This is a genomic window from Plantactinospora sp. CA-294935 (genome assembly GCF_050936445.1).
Lineage (GTDB): Bacteria > Actinomycetota > Actinomycetes > Mycobacteriales > Micromonosporaceae > Plantactinospora.
The window spans coordinates 10,131,624-10,148,955 of record NZ_JBNJMU010000001.1 but is presented as its reverse complement, the minus strand read 5'-3'; the positions used below and the strand labels follow the sequence as shown (position 1 = coordinate 10,148,955).

Genomic DNA, 17,332 nt, shown 5'->3' with positions numbered 1-17,332 from the left:
GGTGCCACCGCGAACCAGGGGCACACGCGGAGCCCCCGCCACCGGACAGGTGGCGGGGGCTCCCGCGTCGTACGGCTCAGCTCGCGTACGCCTCCAGCCGGTCGGCCCGGGACGGGTGGCGCAGCTTCAGCAGGGTCACCTTCTCGATCTGGCGGATCCGCTCCCGGGAGAGGCCGAACTCCCGGCCCACCTCGTCCAGGGTGCGCTGCCGGCCGTCGTCCAGGCCGAAGCGCAGCCGGATCACGGCCTGCTCACGGTGCGAGAGGGTGGCGAGCACGATCTCCACCTCGTTGCGCAGCATGCCCTGCGAGACCGCGTCACCGGGCTCCTCGCGGGGGTCGACGGCGGCGACGAAGTCACCGAGCGCGCTCTCGCCGTCCTCGCCGACGGCCTGGTCGAGGCTGACCGGCTCCCGGTCGTACGAGATGAGTTCGATGACCTGGAACTCCGGTACGCCCAGCGCGGCGGCCACCTCGGCCACGCTCGGCTCCCGGCCGAGGTGGGTGGCCAGGTCGCGGCGGGTCCGGACCATCCGGTTGACCTGCTCGACCATGTGTACCGGGATGCGGATGGTGCGGGCCTGGTCGGCCATGGCCCGGGTGATGGCCTGTCGGATCCACCAGGTGGCGTAGGTGGAGAACTTGTAGCCCTTGGTGTAGTCGAACTTCTCGACGGCGCGGATCAGGCCGAGGTTGCCCTCCTGGATCAGGTCCAGGAACGCCATGCCCCGCCCCGTGTACCGCTTCGCGATGCTGACCACCAGCCGCAGGTTCGCCTCCAGCAGGTGGTTCTTCGCGGCCCGCCCCTGGGCGGCGACGAGTTCCAGGTCCGCCCGCAGCTCCACCGGCAGCGCGCCCCGGGTGTCGGTGCTCAGCTTCTCCTCGGCGTAGAGCCCCGCCTCGATCCGCCTGGCCAGCTCCACCTCCTGGACGGCGGTGAGCAGCTTGGTCCGGCCGATGCCGTTGAGGTAGGCCCGGACGAGGTCGGCCGAGGCGCCGCGCTCGTCGGTGGCGTCGAGGTCGACCATGACCGGCCCGCCGTCCCCGGCCGGCTCGTTGTCGACACCGGCCGCGCTGGCCGGGTGAGTGTGGCTCTCGCTGTGCTGCAGGACCATCATCTGTCGCCTCCCCGCTTCGACAATGTGGCGCGTCCCAGCGGACAACCGCGCTGGTGACACATAGCTTGGCCGGTAGGGCGTGAAGCCGAGGTGAGGCGAGCGTCGGGTTGGCATGAAACCGGGAGGTCGTCGGGGGGATTCGCCCCGGTTTCCCGATCTTGATCCGATTGATCACTGCCGGCCCGTCGGAAGCCGACCTGGTACGCGCCCGGCGGTACTTGCCGGTGACGGTTACCGTGCGAGACGGGATCGAGATCAACGACGGATGGAGGACGTGGTGGTCTTCAAGCGGTTGATGCAGGCGATGGGCGTGGGCGGTCCGTCGGTCGAGACGGTGCTGACCAACCCGAACTGCCGGCCAGGCGGTTATCTGGAGGGCCAGGTCCACGTCGCCGGCGGCGACCATCCGGTGGACGTCGAGTACGTCTCGCTCGGCCTGGTGACCCGGGTCGAGGTGGAGAGCGGTGACAACGAGTACAACACCACCCAGGAGTTCCAGCGGCAGCGGGTGACCGGCCCGTTCCGGTTGGAGAGCGGGCAGCGCCACGACCTCCCGTTCCGCTTCGAGGTGCCGTGGGAGACGCCGCTGACCGAGATCGGCGGCCGGCACCTGCACGGGATGACCATGGGGCTGCGTACCGAGCTGGAGGTGGCCCGGGCGGTGGACAAGGGCGACCTCGACCCGGTGGCGGTCTATCCGCTGCCGGCGCAGGAGCGCGTCATCGACGCCCTGGTGCAGCTCGGCTTCCGGTTCAGCCGGGCGGACGTGGAACGGGGCCGCATCTACGGGGTGCAGCAGAGCCTGCCGTTCTACCAGGAGATCGAGTTCTACCCCGGGCCGCAGTACGCCCGCGCGATCAACCAGCTTGAGCTGACCTTCGTGGCCACGCCGCAGCAGTTGCAGATCGTGCTGGAGATCGACAAGCGGGGTGGGCTCTTCACCGAGGGCCGCGACGCGTTCGGCCGGTTCACCGTCGACTACGCGTCGGTGGACCGGACCGACTGGGTCCGGCAGCTCGACGGCTGGCTGCGCCAGTCCATGCAGAAGCGCGGCCTGTTCTTCTGAGCCGTCCCACGGCGGTCCGCCCGCCGAAGGACCGGCGAGGGTCGGGCTCCTACAGCTCCAGCAGCACCGTGCGCGGGCCGACGTTCACGCTCTCGACCAGCATGTGCGCCCGGAACCGACCGGTGGAGACCTTGGCGCCCCGCAGCCGCAGCGCCTCGACGAACGCGGTCACCAGCGGTTCGGCAAGCTCGGCCGGGGCCGCCGCGCCCCAACTGGGCCGGCGGCCCTTGCGGGCGTCACCGTAGAGGGTGAACTGGCTGACCACCAGCAGCGGCGCCCCGGCGTCGGCGGCGGACCGCTCGTCGTCCAGGATGCGCAGCTCGTGCACCTTCCGGGCCAACGTCTGCGCGGTGGCCCGGGTGTCGGAGTGGGTCACCCCGAGCAGCACCAGCAGCCCGTCCGAGACCGCCCCGACCACCTCGTCGTCCACCGTCACACTGGCCCGGCTGACCGTCTGCACCACCGCCCGCACGGCGGTCAGTCTGCCACGGGTGCCAGGACGCCGCGTTCCACCAGGTGCGCGATGATCGGCCCGGCCGCCTCGGCAAGGTCCTCCGCGGGTACGTCGTGCGCCAGCGCCAGCAGCGCGAGCTGCTCGCGCAGCGGCACCTGGCCGTTGGCCCCGCCGACCAGGGCCAGCACCAGCGGGTCCACCTCCTCGGTCCAGCGCAGTCCGTGCGACTGGACCAGGACCTGGCGGTCCACCGCCCAGCCGTCGTCGCCCATCGACGCCTCCTGGCGCAGTTTCAGCCCGTCCACCGCCCGGAACCGGGTGGCCAGCAGCGCCTCGTCGTCCCGACCGCGCAGCCAGTCCTGCCGGTCGAACCAGGCCGCGATCTGCTCGCCCATCGGCGGCTGTACGGCCTGCCGCAGGTCCTCCACCCGCACCACCGGATCGGTGTGGCCGCCCCGGCGCAGGTTCACCACGCCGAAGCCGATCGCCTCCACCTTCTGCGCGTCGAACCAGTCCAGCCAGGCGGCCACCCGGTGCGGGTCGGCCGCCTCGCTGGCGTCGGCCAGCCACAGGTCGACGTACGCCATCGGGTCGGCGACCTCACGCTGGATCACCCAGGCGTCCAGGCCGGTACCGGCGAACCAACCCGCCACCCGCTCGCCCCAGTCCTCCCCGGCCACGTGCAGCCAGTTCGCCAGGTACTGCATGGTGCCGCCCTCGGTGAGCAGTCCCGGCGCGGCGGCGGCGAGTTCGGCGGCGATCCCGTCGCCGGCCCGGCCCGAGTCGCGGTAGCTGTGCGTGGTGGTGCCCGGGCCGACCACGAACGGCGGGTTGCTCACCACCAGGTCGAAGCGGCGGCCGGCCACCGGGCCGATCAGGTCGCCCTTGCGCAGTTCCCAGTGGTGTCCGTTCAGCGCGGCGGTGGTCGCGGCGAACCGCAGCGACCGGTCGGAGATGTCGGTGGCGGTCACCGAGCGGGCGTGCTCGGCAAGGTGCAGGGCCTGCACCCCGCTGCCCGTGCCGAGGTCCAGGGCACTGCCGACCGGGCGCCGGACGGTCGCCCCGACCAGCGTGGTGGTCGCCCCGCCGATCCCGAGCACATGGTCGGCGGCGAGCGGCTGGCCGGGCCGGGCAGTGGCCGCCACGTCCGAGAGCACCCACCAGGAGTCCCCGTACGGCTCCAGGTCGACGCCCTGGCGCAGCCCGTCGCCGACCCGTTCGAGCAGCCCTCCGGCGAGCGCCTCGGCGAGCGGCAGCGGAGCGAAAGCGGCCCGTACCGCCGCCTCCGGCTCGGTCTGGGCGCAGACGAAGAGCCGGATCAGGGTGGCGAGCGGGTCCCGGTCCTCGGTGACCCGCAGCGCCGCCCGATAGTCGTTGCGGGCCAGTCCGCCGGTCGCCGCCGGGCCGAGCCGGTCGGCGATGCCGCTCGAGGTGTAGCCCGCGCTGGTCAGTGCCGTCCGGAGCTGGTCCACCCCAGCCGGGGACAGCAGCATCTCGTTCCCGTCCACGGCGTCCATCCTGCCCGCCGGTCGGGCCGGACCGACCCGCAACCCCCGCAGTTGGCGGCCGGGAACCACCCCGTCGGGTGTAACCGGCGGCGACCTCCCGCGTCAGCCGACCGGTCCGATCGGCGTTTCCCCAGCTCTCGGCCGCTGCGCCGGCTCCGGCGCGACCGGAGCCGGATATCCGGCTCCGGGGAGCGGCTGTCCGGGATTCGTGGTCGGTGTGCGGTTCCGGGGAGCGGTTGTCCGGGATTCGTGGTCGGGTGTGCGGTTCCGGGGAGCGGTTGTCCGGGAACGGCGGTCGGGTGTGCGGGCACCGGGAACGGATGTCCGGGGGTGGTCGTCGGGTGTGCGGGTGCGGAGGCCGGACGCTCGGGCGAGACGGTCGGCAGCCGGTGACGGCGGGCCAGCCAGAGCACCACGACGGCGTAGCCGGCGTGCACCAGCAGGCTGACCACGAACATCTCCCAGGGGCGTCAACGCCCTGCTGGCCAAGCTCGGCGTGCGGGACCGGGTACAGGCGACGACCCTCGCGTACGACCTGGGCCTGGCCCGGCCACGATCCCGCCGGCCGGAGTAGTGACTGTCGGCGGGCCGGAGACGGCCGTTCTCGACGGGATGCCGCCGCCGGATCGGGCCGGTGGCATCCCGTCGAGAGCGTCACGGTTCGCCGCGCGGGGGCGGGCCGGGCGACGTGCTCATGGTCGGACGGGCCGCGGGTCAGAGCGTCAGAACGTCACGTCCGAGCAGCCGTAGAAGGTCTCCGTGCTGTCGGACCGGGTCCACACCGAGTAGATGATGTGGTGGCCGCTCTTACCGGACGGCAGTCGACCGGTCCAGTAGTAGTGGCCGTCGTTGCTGCCCACGTTGCCCCGCTGCGGCGGGTTGGTGACCGAGGAGAACGGCGTCGACTCCAGGTCGCTCCAGGCCAGCGGCCGGGTCGGGCTCCAGCTGTTCCGGGTGACGTACAGGTCGAACCGGCCGGGGTGCGCGGCCCAGTTGCTGTACCGGAACTCGACGCTCGCGCCCGAGCTGACCTGGGCCTTCGGGAAGTCGTTCCGGGCCAGGTCCCAGCCCCGGAAGGTGGAGTTGCCGCCGCTGCACAGCTGGCCGTCCGGGATGAAGCCCTGGGTCCGGCCGGCGCCGTCCGAGCGGAGCACGCTGAACCAGTTGTAGAGCGGGGAGACGCCGCTCACGTTGGCCGCGGCGACGCAGCCGGGGTTCTGGTTCACGATGTTGCCCTGCGGGGTCAGGCCGTCCCGGTAACACGCGTACGTCCGGCTCGCCGGAACCATCAGCGCGCCGTGCGCGTTGGCCGGGTTCGGCGAGATCACCGTCAGGAGGCCGGCGGTCAGTACGGCGGAGACGCCGACAACCGTCAGTCTGCGCAGGAGTTTCACGAGTTGATCCCTTCTGTTCGACCGCCGCCGGAGGGTGTCGTCGGGCGCGGTCGGGCGGACTCCGGCGGGGCGTGCGGGCGTGGTGGTGGCGTCCGCCGTGCCCGGTCACCGGCTGCTGGCATCAGGCCCGGATCCCACACGCGCAGCACGGTTGCCCCCGTACTGCGGCGATATGAACCATTGCAGCACGGATGGCCGGCTCAATCAATAGGTGTCCATCGATACCTGACGGGCTGAATGGTCCCGCATGTCCAGTCGGGACCGGGGCCGGGGCGGTCGGTGCCGGCGCGCCGTGGGCGTCGGCTCGGGCGGTGCGGCCGGCTCAGGCCAGTTGGAAGTCGGCGAAGTCGAAGCCGGGTGCCACCACGCAGCTCACCAGCACGGGTTGGTTACCCGCCGGCTCGGCCGACTGCCAGACACCGCCGGGGATCACCACCTGCGGCCGCTCGCCGGCGGGCACGTCCGGGCCGAGCCGCACCTCGACCGGTTCCTCCGCCGGTACCTCGGCCGCGCCACCGAGCCGCAGTCGCAGCGGGCCGCCCGAATGCCACAGCCACAGCTCGTCCGAGCGGACGACATGCCAGCGGGACCGCTCCCCGGGTTGCAGCAGGAAGTAGATCGCGGTCGCGGCGGCACGCGGTCCGGCGTACCCGTCGGGGGTGAAGGCGTGCGCCGAGCGCCAGGTCTCGCGGAACCAGCCGCCTTCCGGGTGCGGGGCCAGGTCGAGCCGCTCGGCCAGCGGGGGTCGGTGCGGTGTCGTCACGGGTCGACCTCCACTCGGGTACGCCGGGCCGGCCCGGCACCCGACGAACCGGAAGTCTACCGAGCGGGGTACGCCCCGGCGGCCGGTCGGGACCGGGTACGGCGTCGGCCCGGCCGCGCAGGGTGGGTCAGAGCCCGGCCGCCTCGTCGTACCGGCGGCGCAGGTCGGCCATCTCCGAGGCGCCCAGCGCCTCCTTCTGCGCCAGTTCCTCGTACTTGTCCGGGAACATCTCCTTGAGCCGGTCGATGAACCGGACGTCGTTGGTCGCCTCGACCACCTGGATCCCCGGCGGCTCGGTGGACATGTCCACGATCACCGGACCGGCCAGCTTGACCGCCCAGTCCCAGGGCCGCTTCTGCTCGGCGACCCCGCAGAGGTGGAATCCGTAGACCGTCTTCACCTCGGCGAGCGTGGTGACCCCGCTCGGCTCGAAGCCGTAGACGTGTACCCCGCAGATGACGGGCGGCTTCTTTCCGTCCTTCTCGGCGGTCGCCTGCTCGACGTTGTGGCCCGTGTGCTGGTGCTGCCCGGGGTCGGCCGATTCCAGTGTGGTGCGCAGCCGGGTCATGATCTGCCCGCGCAGATCCGGCGGCCCGGCCTCCGAGCCGGCCGTGTTGACCAGTACGACCGTGCCGGCCGACACCGCCAGCAGGATGACCGCCACCCACACGAAGCGGTTGCGGTACCACCCCGCGAAACTGTTCCGGGTAATCATGATCGTGTCTCATCTCGTCGCCGGGTTGGTGCGTTGGCAGAACTCGTCGGACCCGCCGACCCGTGGTGGGTAGCGGTCCGTGGTTGTCGGAACTGGCCCGGCGAATGCAGCGCGGATCTGGTGCAGCGCGAATCCGGCGTCGAGGCGGCGCGCTGCCGGCACTGCGTGCTCCCGTGCTGGCCGTTCCCAGCGCGGTTGCCCCCGCACTGCGGCGATATGAGCCATTCCAGCACGCCCTACCCCACCCCGGCAACATCGACGACCCTCAACGGCCCGCCCGGTCCGGCCGCGGCCTTCGGCGACGTCGCGCCGTACCGGAACCTGACCACCCACGTGTACCGGTACTGCTAGACCCGGCCGTCGAGGCAGCCGGCGGATGCGTTGCCTGACCTCGGAGGTAATCGACACCCTCCCGGCCCGGTGGCAGGTTCGACGGCGTCGGCGACACGTACCCGGTTCCTGTCGCCGGCGCCACCTGCATCTCGTCCAGGAAGGCCTTCCCCGACCGGTCGCGGTCGGCTTCGACGTCGCCGGGCTCGCCGCCGACGGGCGGATCCGGGCGGTCTACGGCTTCCTGGACATGGTCCCCGGCTGACAGCAGGTGCCCCGGCTGACGCCGCCGGCCACGTCTGTGCCGAGCCTGGTCCAGGGTCCCGGCGGCGGTAGCCGGTTGACGGGTCTGGTCCGAGTCGCCCCGGCTCGGACCGGACGGTTTCCGGCAGGACGTCCGCCGTCAGCGGCTGGCCGCCGGACCGGGCGGCGGCCGGTGACCGGGGACCAGGCTCCGCGCCGCGCCGGCCAGCAGCAGCAGCGCCGAGGGCAGGAACGCGACGCCGAGGCCGCCGAGGGCCAGCAGCAGACCCCAGCCGCCGATCACGACCGCCGCGACGAGGTCGAGGTACCCGGCGACGCGCGGGACGAGCCGCTGGGCCAGCGGTGGCAGGGCTGCGGCGATCACCGGTACGCCGAGCAGGACGAACGCCGCCGCCCCGGAGTCCTCGACGGTCAGTGGCGCGAGGATGGCCGCCACCAGTGCGGTGATCACCAGACCCGACCAGCGGACCAGGCGCTGCCCGTCGCCCCCTCGGCCGAGCAGCACCAGTACGCCGACCGCCAGTACGGCGGCGAGCGCACCCAGCGTTGTCATCAGGATCAGAGCCATGGCCCCCTCCGCGGCAGCCGGGAAGATCCGAATTGACGGCCACTCCACGCGGGCACCGGGCGCGTCCGAGGCGGATGAGGCCGCCCGGTTAGATTACCGTCGATCCTGGGACGGCGAGCCGCCGTCTCGCCGCCGCTGCCTCCGGGCCCCGCCGGGTAAGGGTGTCGGTCAACCCGGGCCGACGATCCCGCGGCTCCGGTACCCCGCCCGCCGGCCCGGCCCGCCCGGGGGCGCTACCTCGGCGCCGGACTGAGCAGGCAAGATAGCCGCATGACGCTCTCGCTGCCCATCGACGCCGAAGCGAACGAACTGCTCCGGCGCGACCCGCTGGCGCTGCTGATCGGCATGGTCCTGGACCAGCAGGTCAGCATGGAGAAGGCCTTCGCCGGCCCGTACGAGTTGGTGAAGCGGCTCGGCCACCCGCCGGACGTGGCAGAGCTGGCCGGCTTCGACCCGGACGCGCTGACCGCGATCTTCGCCGAGCGCCCCGCCCTGCACCGGTTCCCCAAGGCGATGGCGGCCCGGGTCCAGGAGGTGTGCCGGACCCTCGTCGAGCAGTACGACGGTGACCCGAGCCGCCTCTGGTCGGAGGCCGAGGACGGCCGCGAGCTGCTGAAGCGGATCACCGGACTGCCCGGGTTCGGCAAGCAGAAGGGGCAGATCTTCCTCGCCCTGCTCGGCAAGCGCTTCGGCGTTCAGCCGCCCGGCTGGCGCGAGGCGGCGGGCGACTACGGCATCGACGGCGCCCACTACTCGGTCGCCGACGTGGTGGACGAGACGTCGCTGGCCAAGGTACGCCAGCACAAGCAGCAGATGAAGGCCGCCGCCAAAGCCGCAGCGGCGGGCTGATCCCGCCCGGGCCCCGCGCGACGACCGGTCGGCGGGGCGGATCCGGCCGGCGGCAGCGCCCCGGTGAATGCTGACTCGTTGAGTGTGGAGATTATCGACGCTCAGGGAGCGACCAATGGTTTCCACGGCTCCTATCCGGGTAGGTCCCGGAGCGCCGGCCGGACCCGCCGGGCTGAGGCCGGATGGCTGACACGCCTGTGGACCCGCTGCTGCGTGCCGAGTCCAGTTCGCAGCGGGCCACTTTCCTGGAGTTGTTCCTGGATCTGGTCTTCGTCTTCGCGCTCACCCGGGTCTCCGCGCGGCTGGTCGAGGATTTCACCACGGAGAAGCGCGTCCTGTTCTCCGAGGCCGGCCAGACCCTGGCGCTGTTCCTGGCGCTCTGGCTGATCTGGGCCTCGACAGCCTGGGTCACCAGCGCACTGGAGCCGGAGGCGTTCGCCGTGCAGGGTGCTGTGGTGCTGACCGTGGTCGGCAGCATGGTGGTGGCGGTGGCGTTGCCGGAGGGGTTCGGCGATCGGGCTCTCATCTTCGCCGCCGCCTATCTCGCGGTCCAGTTCGGCCGGATCGGCTTCCTCATGGTCGCCACGCGTGGCCGGCTCGTTCCGAACGACCCGGCGGCGCCGCGACGGGTGCTCTTCTGGGCCGGATTGTCCGCCGTGCCGTGGTTCACCGGAGCAATGATCGAGGAGAGTGTCCTCCGCGGGGTGTTGTGGAGCGGCGCAATCGCCATGGACTATCTCGGGTTCACGCTGGGCTGGCCGACCCCCTGGTCCGGTCGCACCCGGTACGGCACTCAGCCCTTCGGCGGGGAGCACCTGGCCGAACGGCTTCAGCAGTTCCTGTTGATCGCGCTCGGCGAGGTGATCCTCGTCACCGGGATCGCCTTCAGCGGCGGTAACGGTATCTTCTCCCCCGCGCGGACCAGCGCGTTGGGGCTGGCGTTGCTGACCACCGTGCTGCTCTGGCGGATCTACTTCTACCGTGCCGGGCACGTGCTACCGGCCGCGATCGTCAGGGCCCGGAACTCGACCCGGCTCGGCCTCTCCGCCTGGTACACGCACTTGATCATGATTGCCGGAATCGTGCTCACCGGGGTCGGTTACGAGCTGACCATCACCCACCCGCTCGGGCGCATCGCGCCCGGCTGGCTGATCGCCATCCTGGGCGGTCCCGCGCTGTTCCTGGCCGGGCGGGCCGGTTTCGAGTTCCAGGTGTTCGGGCGGATCTCCCGACCCCGGGTGGCCGGCCTGCTCCTGTTGGGAGCGGTGGTACCGGCGATGGAGCACTTGCCGCTGCTGGCGGTCGCCGGCACCACCGCCGGGGTACTGCTCGGGGTGGCACTCCTCGACCTGCGCCGCTCGTGGGGCCAGGCGCCCGAGCAGCCGATGCCGCGGGTCTGACCGGTGGTCGCCGCCCTGCGCGGCCGTCGGTCTCAGGCTGCGGTCGGGTGGGCGAGCGCGGCCAGGGCCCGGCGTACGTCGGCCAGCGACACCGTCGCCGAGTCGTCCAGGTCGGCCAGCCCGGCCTCGATCCACTGCCGCATCAGGGTGGTCACCCCGATGCCCCGCGCCTCGGCGGCCGAGCGGACCCGTTCGTAGGTGTCCAACGGCAGGCGTACGGAGCGGCTGACCATCGGCACGTCGGTGTCCGGGGTGGGCAGCTCGACCGGCTGCGCGTCGTCGACCAGGTCGGCGAGCTGTTCGTCGCCGGCGTGGAACCGCTTGATGGCATCGTCTCGGTGCATCGTCACCGCCTCCTCCTCGTCTCGGTGCTCGATCTCGTGATCGATCCCGGTCTCCTGGTGCGCGATCTCGGGCCCGCCCGGTGGGACGGACTCATCGCCGTCGCCCCTGGATCGCCTCCTCGTAGCGCTTGGACTCGATGTCGGTCAGGTCACGCGCGGAGAGGATGTCCCAGTCGTTGTCAACTTGATCGGCCTCGGCCAGCAGGATGGCCAGTCGTCGCCCGCGCCGTGCCGTGGCGTAGACGACCATCACGTCGTCGCCGAGGTGCCGGATTACCCGTCGGGCGCTGTGCAGCGCCTCCCACACCTCGCCGGGGGTGACGTCGTGGACCTTCAGGTTTCCCAGCGCCTCGTCGGTGAAGCTGAACCTGCTGCCCACGCGGGGGAGCGTACCACGCGCGTAACACGCCGGGGAGGGGCGGGCGCGGGAGGCCGGGGCGGCGGCCCGGCGCCGCTGCTCAGGCGAAGGTGCGAGGATGGGGGTGGCATCCCGGGACGGGAGAGTTCCGGGGAGGACCGACCGCATCCCTCCGGAGGCCGTGGTGAAGCGTCAGGCGTACCAGCCGATCCTGATCACCGACGCCTCGCGCAGCCAGGACGACCAACTGCGTACCCGCGAGCGCCGGTACATCGTGATGATGTCCATCCGGGCACTCTGCGTCATCGTCGGTGCGATCCTGGTCGGTGCCAAGGCACCGCTGCTCTGGCTCTGGCTGCCGCTCTGCGCCGTCGGCATGGTGCTGATCCCCTGGCTGGCGGTACTGCTCGCGAACGACCGCCCACCGAAGGAGCAGCACCGGATCGGCGCCAGGTGGCGTCGTACGCACCTCGACGAGACCCCGCCCCGCGCGCTGCCCGCCGAGGAACGGCCGCACCGGGTGATCGACGCCGAGCCGTGATCCGAAGCGTCCGCCCCGGTCGGTAGTCTCACCCGGGCCGGTGATCGACTTCGCGTGCCGGCCGGCGGTGCGGGACGCGGACGGTCAGGAGGAGCAGCGGTGGGTAGCTGGGGCTTCGGCAACTTCGACAACGACACGGCGGCGGACCACCTGTCGATCATCACCAAACGACTGCTCGACGAGGTCACCGAGGCGATGGCCGGCGATCCGGTCGAACTCGAGCCGGACGAGTACTGGGGCGTGGCGGTGCCGTGCAACCTCGAACTGCTCTACCGGCTCGCCGAGCTGCCCTACGTCGGCGTCTGCCTGCCCGAACCGGACGTCGCCGCCGACTGGAAGCGGCGTTACCTGGCCGTCTGGGACGAGACCATCGGGGAACTCGTGGAGTCGGCGGAGGCCCGGGAGAGCCGCCGGGCCGTACTGGTGGAGACCTTCGACCGGTTCCTCGCGGCAGCCCGGCACGAGGCCGCGGACTGAGCGGTGCCGGACCGAGCGGCCACGGACCGAGCGGCCACGGACCGAGCCGGGACGGACGGAGCTGGCTGAGCGGTCGGCGATTCGGCGCCCCGGCCTGCTGACCGGTCAGCCGACCACCCCGGCCGACCCGTCGGCCGCCGGCCGGGCACCGAGGGCGCCGACCGCCGCCGCGCCCAGTTCGGCCGCCCGGTCCAGTGCCTCGGCCGCAGGCGCCCCGGTGACCCAGGCCGCCAGCAGACCGGCCGCGAACGCGTCCCCGGCTCCGGTCACGTCCCGCACCGGCACCCGGCGGGCCGGCGCGGAGACCACCTCGCCGCCGCGCTCGGCCCAGACGGCACCGGCGGCCCCGTCCTTCACCACCACGTGCCGGGTCACCTCGGTCAGGGCACGCGCCTGGGCGGCCGGTGAGCCCGGGCCGGCCAGCACCGCCGCCTCGTCCGCGTTGGCGAGCAGCAGGTCGGCATCGCGTACCCAGCTCAGGAACGCCGCCGCGCCGACCCGGCGCAGCGGTTCGGCGGAGGCCGCGTCCACGCTGGTGGTCAACCCGCGTTCGCGCGCGGCGGTCAGTGCGCGCCGCCCGGCCTCCCGCGATCCGGCGTCCAACAGGGTGTACGCGGACAGGTGCAGATGGGTCGCGTCCGCGCTGGCGTGCAGGGCGGCGTCCACGTGCCCCGGGGCCAGCCGCAGGTTCGCACCGCGCTGGGTGACCATGGTCCGCTCCCCGTCCCCGGCCAGCACGATGACGGTGCCGGTCGGTACGTCCGGATACCGCCGCACCGCGCACCGCACCCCCAGCCCGGCCAGCTCGGCGAGCCGGGAGGCGCCGGCCTCGTCGGCGCCGACCGCGCCGACCAGGGTCACCGGGCGGCCCCGCCAGGCCAGCCAGGCGGCGGTGTTGGCGGCCTGGCCGCCTCCGGTGACCCGGATGTCGGCCGAGGTGTCGGAGCCGGGCGCCACCGGCCCGGCCAGCACCGCCAGCACATCGGTGACGATGTCACCGACCACCACGATCCGGGCCGTGGCCACGGGTTCCGCGGTGGTCATCACCGGGTGGCGGCGGCGACGGCGATCTGGGCCGCGAGGGCGGCGTTGCGCAGGATGATCCGGACGTTCACCGCCAGGCTGGCGCCCTCGGTGGCCGAGTGGAAGTGGGCCAGCAGGAACGGGGTGACCGCCTTGCCGGTCACCGCGTCGGCAGCGAGCCGGGCCAGCCCGTCGGCCAGGGTGCGGTCGTGCAGGGCTGGATCGAGCTGCTCGTCGGTGGGGAGCGGGTTGGCCACGATCAGCGCACCCGGCTGGACTCCGTGGGCCGCCCGGGCCGCCAGTACCGCCGCGACCTGCTCCGGCGAGTCCAGCGACCAGTCCAGGTCGAAGCCGCCGTCGGTGATGAAGAAGCCGGGAAAACGGCGGCTGCGGTAACCGGCCACCGCCACGCCCAGCGTCTCCAGCCGTTCCAGCGTCGCGCCGACGTCGAGGATCGACTTCACCCCGGCGCAGACCACCGCGATCGGGGTCCGGGAGAGCGTGGTCAGGTCGGCCGACTCGTCGAAGGTCTGCACCGCCTCCCGGTGCACACCGCCCAGCCCGCCGGTGGCGAAGACCCGGATTCCGGCCGCCGCGGCGACCGCACTGGTGGCGGCCACCGTGGTCGCCCCGTCCGCCCCGGTGGCGGCGGCCAACGCCAGGTCGCGTACCGAGAGCTTGGCGACCCCGTCCGAGGAGGCCAGCCGGGTCAACTGGGCGTCGTCGAGGCCCACCACGAGAACGCCTCCGACCATGCCGATGGTGGCCGGCACCGCACCTTCGGCCCGTACGGCCGCTTCGATCTCGCGGGCCACCCGCAGGTTGTCCGGGCGGGGCAGGCCGTGCGAGACGATGGTGCTCTCCAGGGCGACGACGGGACGTCCGGCGCGCAGTGCCTCGGCCACCTCGGCGCCGTACCGGATCTGAAAATCGGTCACGGCTGACCACCGTACGGGCCGGGGCCGGCGGGTGTTCCGGTGGACCGCTCGGCAGTGACCTGCCAGACTTGAGCGTTGGCGGGGTCACTTAGGGAGGAATCACTGCCGTGAGCACTCAGGTTCTCGAGCGTCCGGAGCTGAAGGACGCGGATACCGGGCCGGAAATGTTCCACTACGTCCGGAAAGAAAAGATCGCCGAGAGCGCGGTCATGGGGACCTTCGTGATCGCGCTCTGCGGTGAGACGTTCCCGGTCACCAAGGCCGCCAAGCCGGGCTCGCCGGTCTGCCCGAAGTGCAAGGAGATCTACGACTCCATGCGGGACTGACGCGGGCCGGGGCCAGCCCTGCGCGCGTAACATCCTGCGGTGACCGCCGCAGCCGCCCTGCTCCTCGCCGACCTCACCGGTGTGGCGATCTTCGCCGCCTCCGGGGCGTCAGCCGCGGTGGTCAAGCGGCTCGACCTGTTCGGGGTGGTCTTCGTCGGCTTCGTCGCCGCGCTCGGCGGCGGCATCTTCCGTGACCTGGTGATCGGCGACGGGCCACCGCTGGCCTTCGCCGACTGGCGATACGCGGTCACCGCGATGGTCACCGCCGCGGCGGTCTTCTGGCTACATCCCCAGTTGGCGCGGCTGCGTACCACCGTGCTGGTCCTCGACGCGGCCGGGCTCGGCCTCTTCACCGTCACCGGTACGCTCACCGCGCTGGACGCCGGCCTGCCACCGCTCGGCGCCGGCATGATCGGCATGATGGCCGGCATCGGCGGCGGGCTGGGCCGGGACCTGCTCACCGGGGAGATCCCGGTGGTGCTGCGCCGGGAGATCTACGCGGTGGCGGCGCTGGCCGGCGCGGTCGCGGTCGTCGGCCTGGACCGGGCCGGCCTGGCCGGCCCGGGGCCGTTGATGGCGGCGGCGCTCTTCGTCTTCGCGGTCCGGCTGGTGGCCCTGCGCCGACGCTGGTCGGCTCCGGTTCCGGTCGACCCGCCGGCCGGCGACGGCGCTGTTCCGACGGCCCGGCGAGCCGTCGGCGGACGCCGGGCGGACCGGCGGGCGGGCGACGGGCGGGGTGTTGACCGGCGGGCGAGCGACGGTACCGGCCCGGTGGATCGGCAGGCCGATCACGGCGGCGGCGTGCACCAGGCCGACGACGGACGCGGTGCTGACCAGGGCCGCTGACCGGCCGTGCCCGGGGGCGTCCGGGCACCGTCGAGGGCCCGGGCCGGCGGCGCCAACTGTGCCCGCTGTGGCGTCGGTGTCGCCTGGGTCGGATGGGGCCGGCTGGTTATGCTGGTACGGCCTTCGCGCTCGGTCCGGTCGCGGAGGCGTTTTCGTGTGGTCGGATACCTGGCCGTCGGAGGGGAGAGATTCGCGTGGGAGCCCGACTGCCGGTTCTCGAGTCGTTCCCGGCGCTGCGCGCGTGGCAGCGTAAGGCGTTGGTGGAATACCTGCGACGCCGTTCCGAGGACTTCCTGGCCGTCGCCACGCCCGGTGCCGGTAAGACCACCTTCGCGCTGCGGATCGCCGCCGAGCTGCTCGCCGACGGCACGGTCGAGGCGGTCACCGTGGTCGCACCGACCGAGCACCTGAAGACCCAGTGGGCCGTGGCGGCGGCCCGGGTCGGCATCCAGCTCGACGCCGCCTTCCGCAACGCCGACCTGCACTCCTCGGCGGACTTCCACGGTGCGGTCGTCACCTACGCCCAGGTCGGCATCGCCCCGCAGGTGCACCGCCGCCGGACGATGACCCGACGGACCCTGGTGATCCTCGACGAGATCCACCATGCCGGCGACTCCCGGTCCTGGGGCGACGGGGTCAAGGCGGCCTTCGAACCCGCCGTACGCCGGCTGATGCTGACCGGTACGCCGTTCCGGTCGGACGAGAACCCGATCCCCTTCGTCAACTACGAGCGGGGCGGCGACGGCCTGCAACGCTCCCGCGCCGACTCCGTGTACGGCTACTCCGACGCGCTCGCCGACGGCGTCGTCCGTCCGGTGATCTTTCTCGCCTACTCCGGGGAGACCCGGTGGCGGACCAGTGCCGGGGACGAGTTGGCCGCCCGGCTGGGCGAGCCGATGACCCAGGACCTGATCGCCCAGGCGTGGCGTACCGCGCTGGACCCGGCCGGCGACTGGATGCCGCAGGTGCTGCGGGCCGCCGACGCGCGGTTGCAGGTGCTCCGGGCCGGTGGAGTCTCCGATGCCGCCGGTCTGGTGATCGCCACCGACCAGCAGGCGGCCCGGTCGTACGCCCGGCTGATCGAACGGATCACCGGGGAGCGGGCGGTGGTGGTGCTCTCCGACGACCAGGGGGCCTCGGCCCGGATCGCCGCCTTCGCCGCCTCGGACCAGCGCTGGATGGTCGCGGTCCGGATGGTCTCCGAGGGGGTCGACATTCCCCGGCTGGCCGTCGGCGTCTACGCGACCAGCGCCTCCACGCCGCTCTTCTTCGCCCAGGCGATCGGGCGGTTCGTCCGGGCCCGCCGGCCCGGCGAGACCGCCTCGGTCTTCCTGCCCAGCGTGCCGCATCTGCTCGGGCTGGCCAGTGAGATGGAGGTCGAGCGGGACCACGTGCTGGGCGCGCCGAAGCGCGGCGACGGGCTCGACGACGACCTGCTGGAGCGGGCGCAGCGCACCGAGCAGGCCAGTGGGGAGCTGGAGAAGCGGTTCGAGGCGCTCTCCGCCACCGCCGAACTGGACCAGGTGATCTTCGACGGCGCCTCCTTCGGCACCGCCGCCCAGGCGGGTACACCGGAGGAGGAGGAGTACCTCGGCCTGCCCGGCCTACTCACCGCCGACCAGGTCGCGGTGCTGCTGAACAAGCGCCAGGCCGAGCAGTTGGCCGCGCAGCGGCGCCGGAAGACCGCCGAGCCGGTACCGGCGCCCCGGCCGGAGAGCCGCCCGCTCAGCGCGGCGGAACGGCGGGTCAGCCTGCGCCGCCAGCTCAACGCACTGGTCGCGGCGCATCACCACCGGACCGGGCTGCCACATGGCAAGATCCACGCCGAGCTGCGCCGCCGCTGCGGCGGGCCGCCCAGCGCGCAGGCCACCATCGAACAGCTCGAGGAGCGGATCGCCACCGTCCAGACGCTGTGACCGCGTCACGGCGCCGGGGCGGACGCACGGCGGTCCGGGGGACGGGCCGATGTCAGCACGGTGCCAGCGGTCCGTGCCGTGCTGCGGCCGATCGCCGGCCGTGTCGGCAATCGGCACTGTCGGGGAATAGACGAC

Annotated in this window: 19 protein-coding genes and 2 pseudogenes; 10 read left to right on the top strand and 11 right to left on the bottom strand. The window is 72.8% G+C overall.

The genetic code is table 11. The annotated features are described in order from the left end of the window. Positions 1-76 precede the first annotated feature (76 nt). Complete coding sequence (sigB, locus tag ACQEVC_RS43995) at positions 77-1,027, bottom strand: RNA polymerase sigma factor SigB (RefSeq protein ID WP_432892054.1); 951 nt, start codon at positions 1,025-1,027, stop codon at positions 77-79. A gap of 367 nt (positions 1,028-1,394) precedes the next feature. Here sigB and ACQEVC_RS43990 point away from each other — a divergent pair, with 367 nt between their 5' ends. Further along, on the top strand, positions 1,395-2,183 hold the full coding sequence (locus tag ACQEVC_RS43990) for a sporulation protein (RefSeq protein WP_432892051.1): 789 nt from the start codon (positions 1,395-1,397) through the stop codon (positions 2,181-2,183). Between the two features lie 49 nt (positions 2,184-2,232). Here the strand turns inward: ACQEVC_RS43990 and dtd are convergent, their stop codons facing one another. The 5 genes and pseudogenes from dtd to ACQEVC_RS43965 all read right to left on the bottom strand — a co-directional run bounded on the left by dtd (position 2,233) and on the right by ACQEVC_RS43965 (position 7,017). Continuing rightward, complete coding sequence (gene dtd, locus ACQEVC_RS43985) at positions 2,233-2,655, bottom strand: D-aminoacyl-tRNA deacylase (RefSeq protein ID WP_432890340.1); 423 nt, start codon at positions 2,653-2,655, stop codon at positions 2,233-2,235. A gap of 5 nt (positions 2,656-2,660) precedes the next feature. Beyond that, positions 2,661-4,145, bottom strand: coding sequence for a DUF7059 domain-containing protein (locus ACQEVC_RS43980; protein ID WP_432890337.1), 1,485 nt, complete (start codon positions 4,143-4,145; stop codon positions 2,661-2,663). Positions 4,146-4,870: 725 nt separating this feature from the next. Next, positions 4,871-5,494: pseudogene (locus ACQEVC_RS43975) on the bottom strand (lytic polysaccharide monooxygenase auxiliary activity family 9 protein); the annotation flags it as partial. Positions 5,495-5,861: 367 nt separating this feature from the next. Beyond that, positions 5,862-6,302 carry a cupin domain-containing protein gene (locus tag ACQEVC_RS43970; RefSeq protein WP_432890334.1) on the bottom strand — a complete coding sequence of 147 codons (441 nt, stop codon included), beginning with the start codon at positions 6,300-6,302 and terminating at the stop codon, positions 5,862-5,864. 127 nt (positions 6,303-6,429) lie between these two features. Beyond that, the gene (locus tag ACQEVC_RS43965; RefSeq protein ID WP_432890331.1) at positions 6,430-7,017 is read right to left on the bottom strand and encodes a hypothetical protein; all 588 of its coding nucleotides are present in this window, start codon (positions 7,015-7,017) and stop codon (positions 6,430-6,432) included. A 216-nt stretch (positions 7,018-7,233) separates the two neighbouring features. On the opposite strand from ACQEVC_RS43965, the gene ACQEVC_RS43960 reads away from it, so the two are divergent. After that, on the top strand, positions 7,234-7,368 hold the full coding sequence (locus tag ACQEVC_RS43960; protein ID WP_432890328.1) for a hypothetical protein: 135 nt from the start codon (positions 7,234-7,236) through the stop codon (positions 7,366-7,368). 25 nt (positions 7,369-7,393) lie between these two features. After that, positions 7,394-7,612 (top strand): hypothetical protein, encoded by a 219-nt coding sequence (locus ACQEVC_RS43955; RefSeq protein WP_432890325.1) that lies wholly within the window; start codon positions 7,394-7,396, stop codon positions 7,610-7,612. Between the two features lie 138 nt (positions 7,613-7,750). Here ACQEVC_RS43955 and ACQEVC_RS43950 read toward each other — a convergent pair whose 3' ends face one another. Beyond that, the gene (locus ACQEVC_RS43950; protein ID WP_432890322.1) at positions 7,751-8,179 is read right to left on the bottom strand and encodes a hypothetical protein; all 429 of its coding nucleotides are present in this window, start codon (positions 8,177-8,179) and stop codon (positions 7,751-7,753) included. Between the two features lie 270 nt (positions 8,180-8,449). On the opposite strand from ACQEVC_RS43950, the gene ACQEVC_RS43945 reads away from it, so the two are divergent. Both ACQEVC_RS43945 and ACQEVC_RS43940 read left to right on the top strand, forming a co-directional pair. Continuing rightward, positions 8,450-9,028, top strand: a complete 579-nt coding sequence (locus ACQEVC_RS43945; RefSeq protein WP_432890319.1) for an HhH-GPD-type base excision DNA repair protein — start codon at positions 8,450-8,452, stop codon at positions 9,026-9,028. Positions 9,029-9,210: 182 nt separating this feature from the next. After that, positions 9,211-10,428, top strand: coding sequence for a low temperature requirement protein A (locus tag ACQEVC_RS43940; RefSeq protein ID WP_432890316.1), 1,218 nt, complete (start codon positions 9,211-9,213; stop codon positions 10,426-10,428). Positions 10,429-10,460: 32 nt separating this feature from the next. Here ACQEVC_RS43940 and ACQEVC_RS43935 read toward each other — a convergent pair whose 3' ends face one another. Beyond that, positions 10,461-10,772: a hypothetical protein gene (locus ACQEVC_RS43935; protein WP_318395275.1), complete on the bottom strand. Its 312-nt coding sequence runs from the start codon at positions 10,770-10,772 to the stop codon at positions 10,461-10,463. A gap of 91 nt (positions 10,773-10,863) precedes the next feature. Next, positions 10,864-11,151 carry a hypothetical protein gene (locus tag ACQEVC_RS43930; RefSeq protein ID WP_318395162.1) on the bottom strand — a complete coding sequence of 96 codons (288 nt, stop codon included), beginning with the start codon at positions 11,149-11,151 and terminating at the stop codon, positions 10,864-10,866. Between the two features lie 163 nt (positions 11,152-11,314). Between ACQEVC_RS43930 and ACQEVC_RS43925 the strand changes: the two genes are divergently transcribed. Next, positions 11,315-11,671, top strand: a complete 357-nt coding sequence (locus ACQEVC_RS43925; protein WP_346263469.1) for a DUF3099 domain-containing protein — start codon at positions 11,315-11,317, stop codon at positions 11,669-11,671. A gap of 99 nt (positions 11,672-11,770) precedes the next feature. After that, positions 11,771-12,148, top strand: coding sequence for a DUF4259 domain-containing protein (locus ACQEVC_RS43920; protein ID WP_432890312.1), 378 nt, complete (start codon positions 11,771-11,773; stop codon positions 12,146-12,148). A 105-nt stretch (positions 12,149-12,253) separates the two neighbouring features. Here ACQEVC_RS43920 and ACQEVC_RS43915 read toward each other — a convergent pair whose 3' ends face one another. Together ACQEVC_RS43915 and ACQEVC_RS43910 are read right to left on the bottom strand one after the other, a co-directional pair. Then, positions 12,254-13,192: a carbohydrate kinase family protein gene (locus ACQEVC_RS43915; protein WP_432890309.1), complete on the bottom strand. Its 939-nt coding sequence runs from the start codon at positions 13,190-13,192 to the stop codon at positions 12,254-12,256. Continuing rightward, a complete protein-coding gene (locus tag ACQEVC_RS43910; RefSeq protein ID WP_432890307.1) occupies positions 13,192-14,109 on the bottom strand; it encodes a pseudouridine-5'-phosphate glycosidase in 918 nt (305 codons plus the stop codon). Before ACQEVC_RS43910 ends, ACQEVC_RS43915 begins: the two co-directional genes overlap by 1 nt. 107 nt (positions 14,110-14,216) lie before the next feature. Here ACQEVC_RS43910 and ACQEVC_RS43905 point away from each other — a divergent pair, with 107 nt between their 5' ends. From ACQEVC_RS43905 to ACQEVC_RS43895, 3 genes and pseudogenes are all read left to right on the top strand, one after another. Further along, positions 14,217-14,435, top strand: coding sequence for a DUF3039 domain-containing protein (locus ACQEVC_RS43905; protein WP_432890304.1), 219 nt, complete (start codon positions 14,217-14,219; stop codon positions 14,433-14,435). A gap of 39 nt (positions 14,436-14,474) precedes the next feature. Continuing rightward, positions 14,475-15,104 (top strand): annotated as a pseudogene (locus tag ACQEVC_RS43900) (trimeric intracellular cation channel family protein); the annotation flags it as partial. Between the two features lie 371 nt (positions 15,105-15,475). Then, on the top strand, positions 15,476-17,197 hold the full coding sequence (locus ACQEVC_RS43895; protein ID WP_432890302.1) for a DEAD/DEAH box helicase: 1,722 nt from the start codon (positions 15,476-15,478) through the stop codon (positions 17,195-17,197). Positions 17,198-17,332 lie beyond the last annotated feature (135 nt).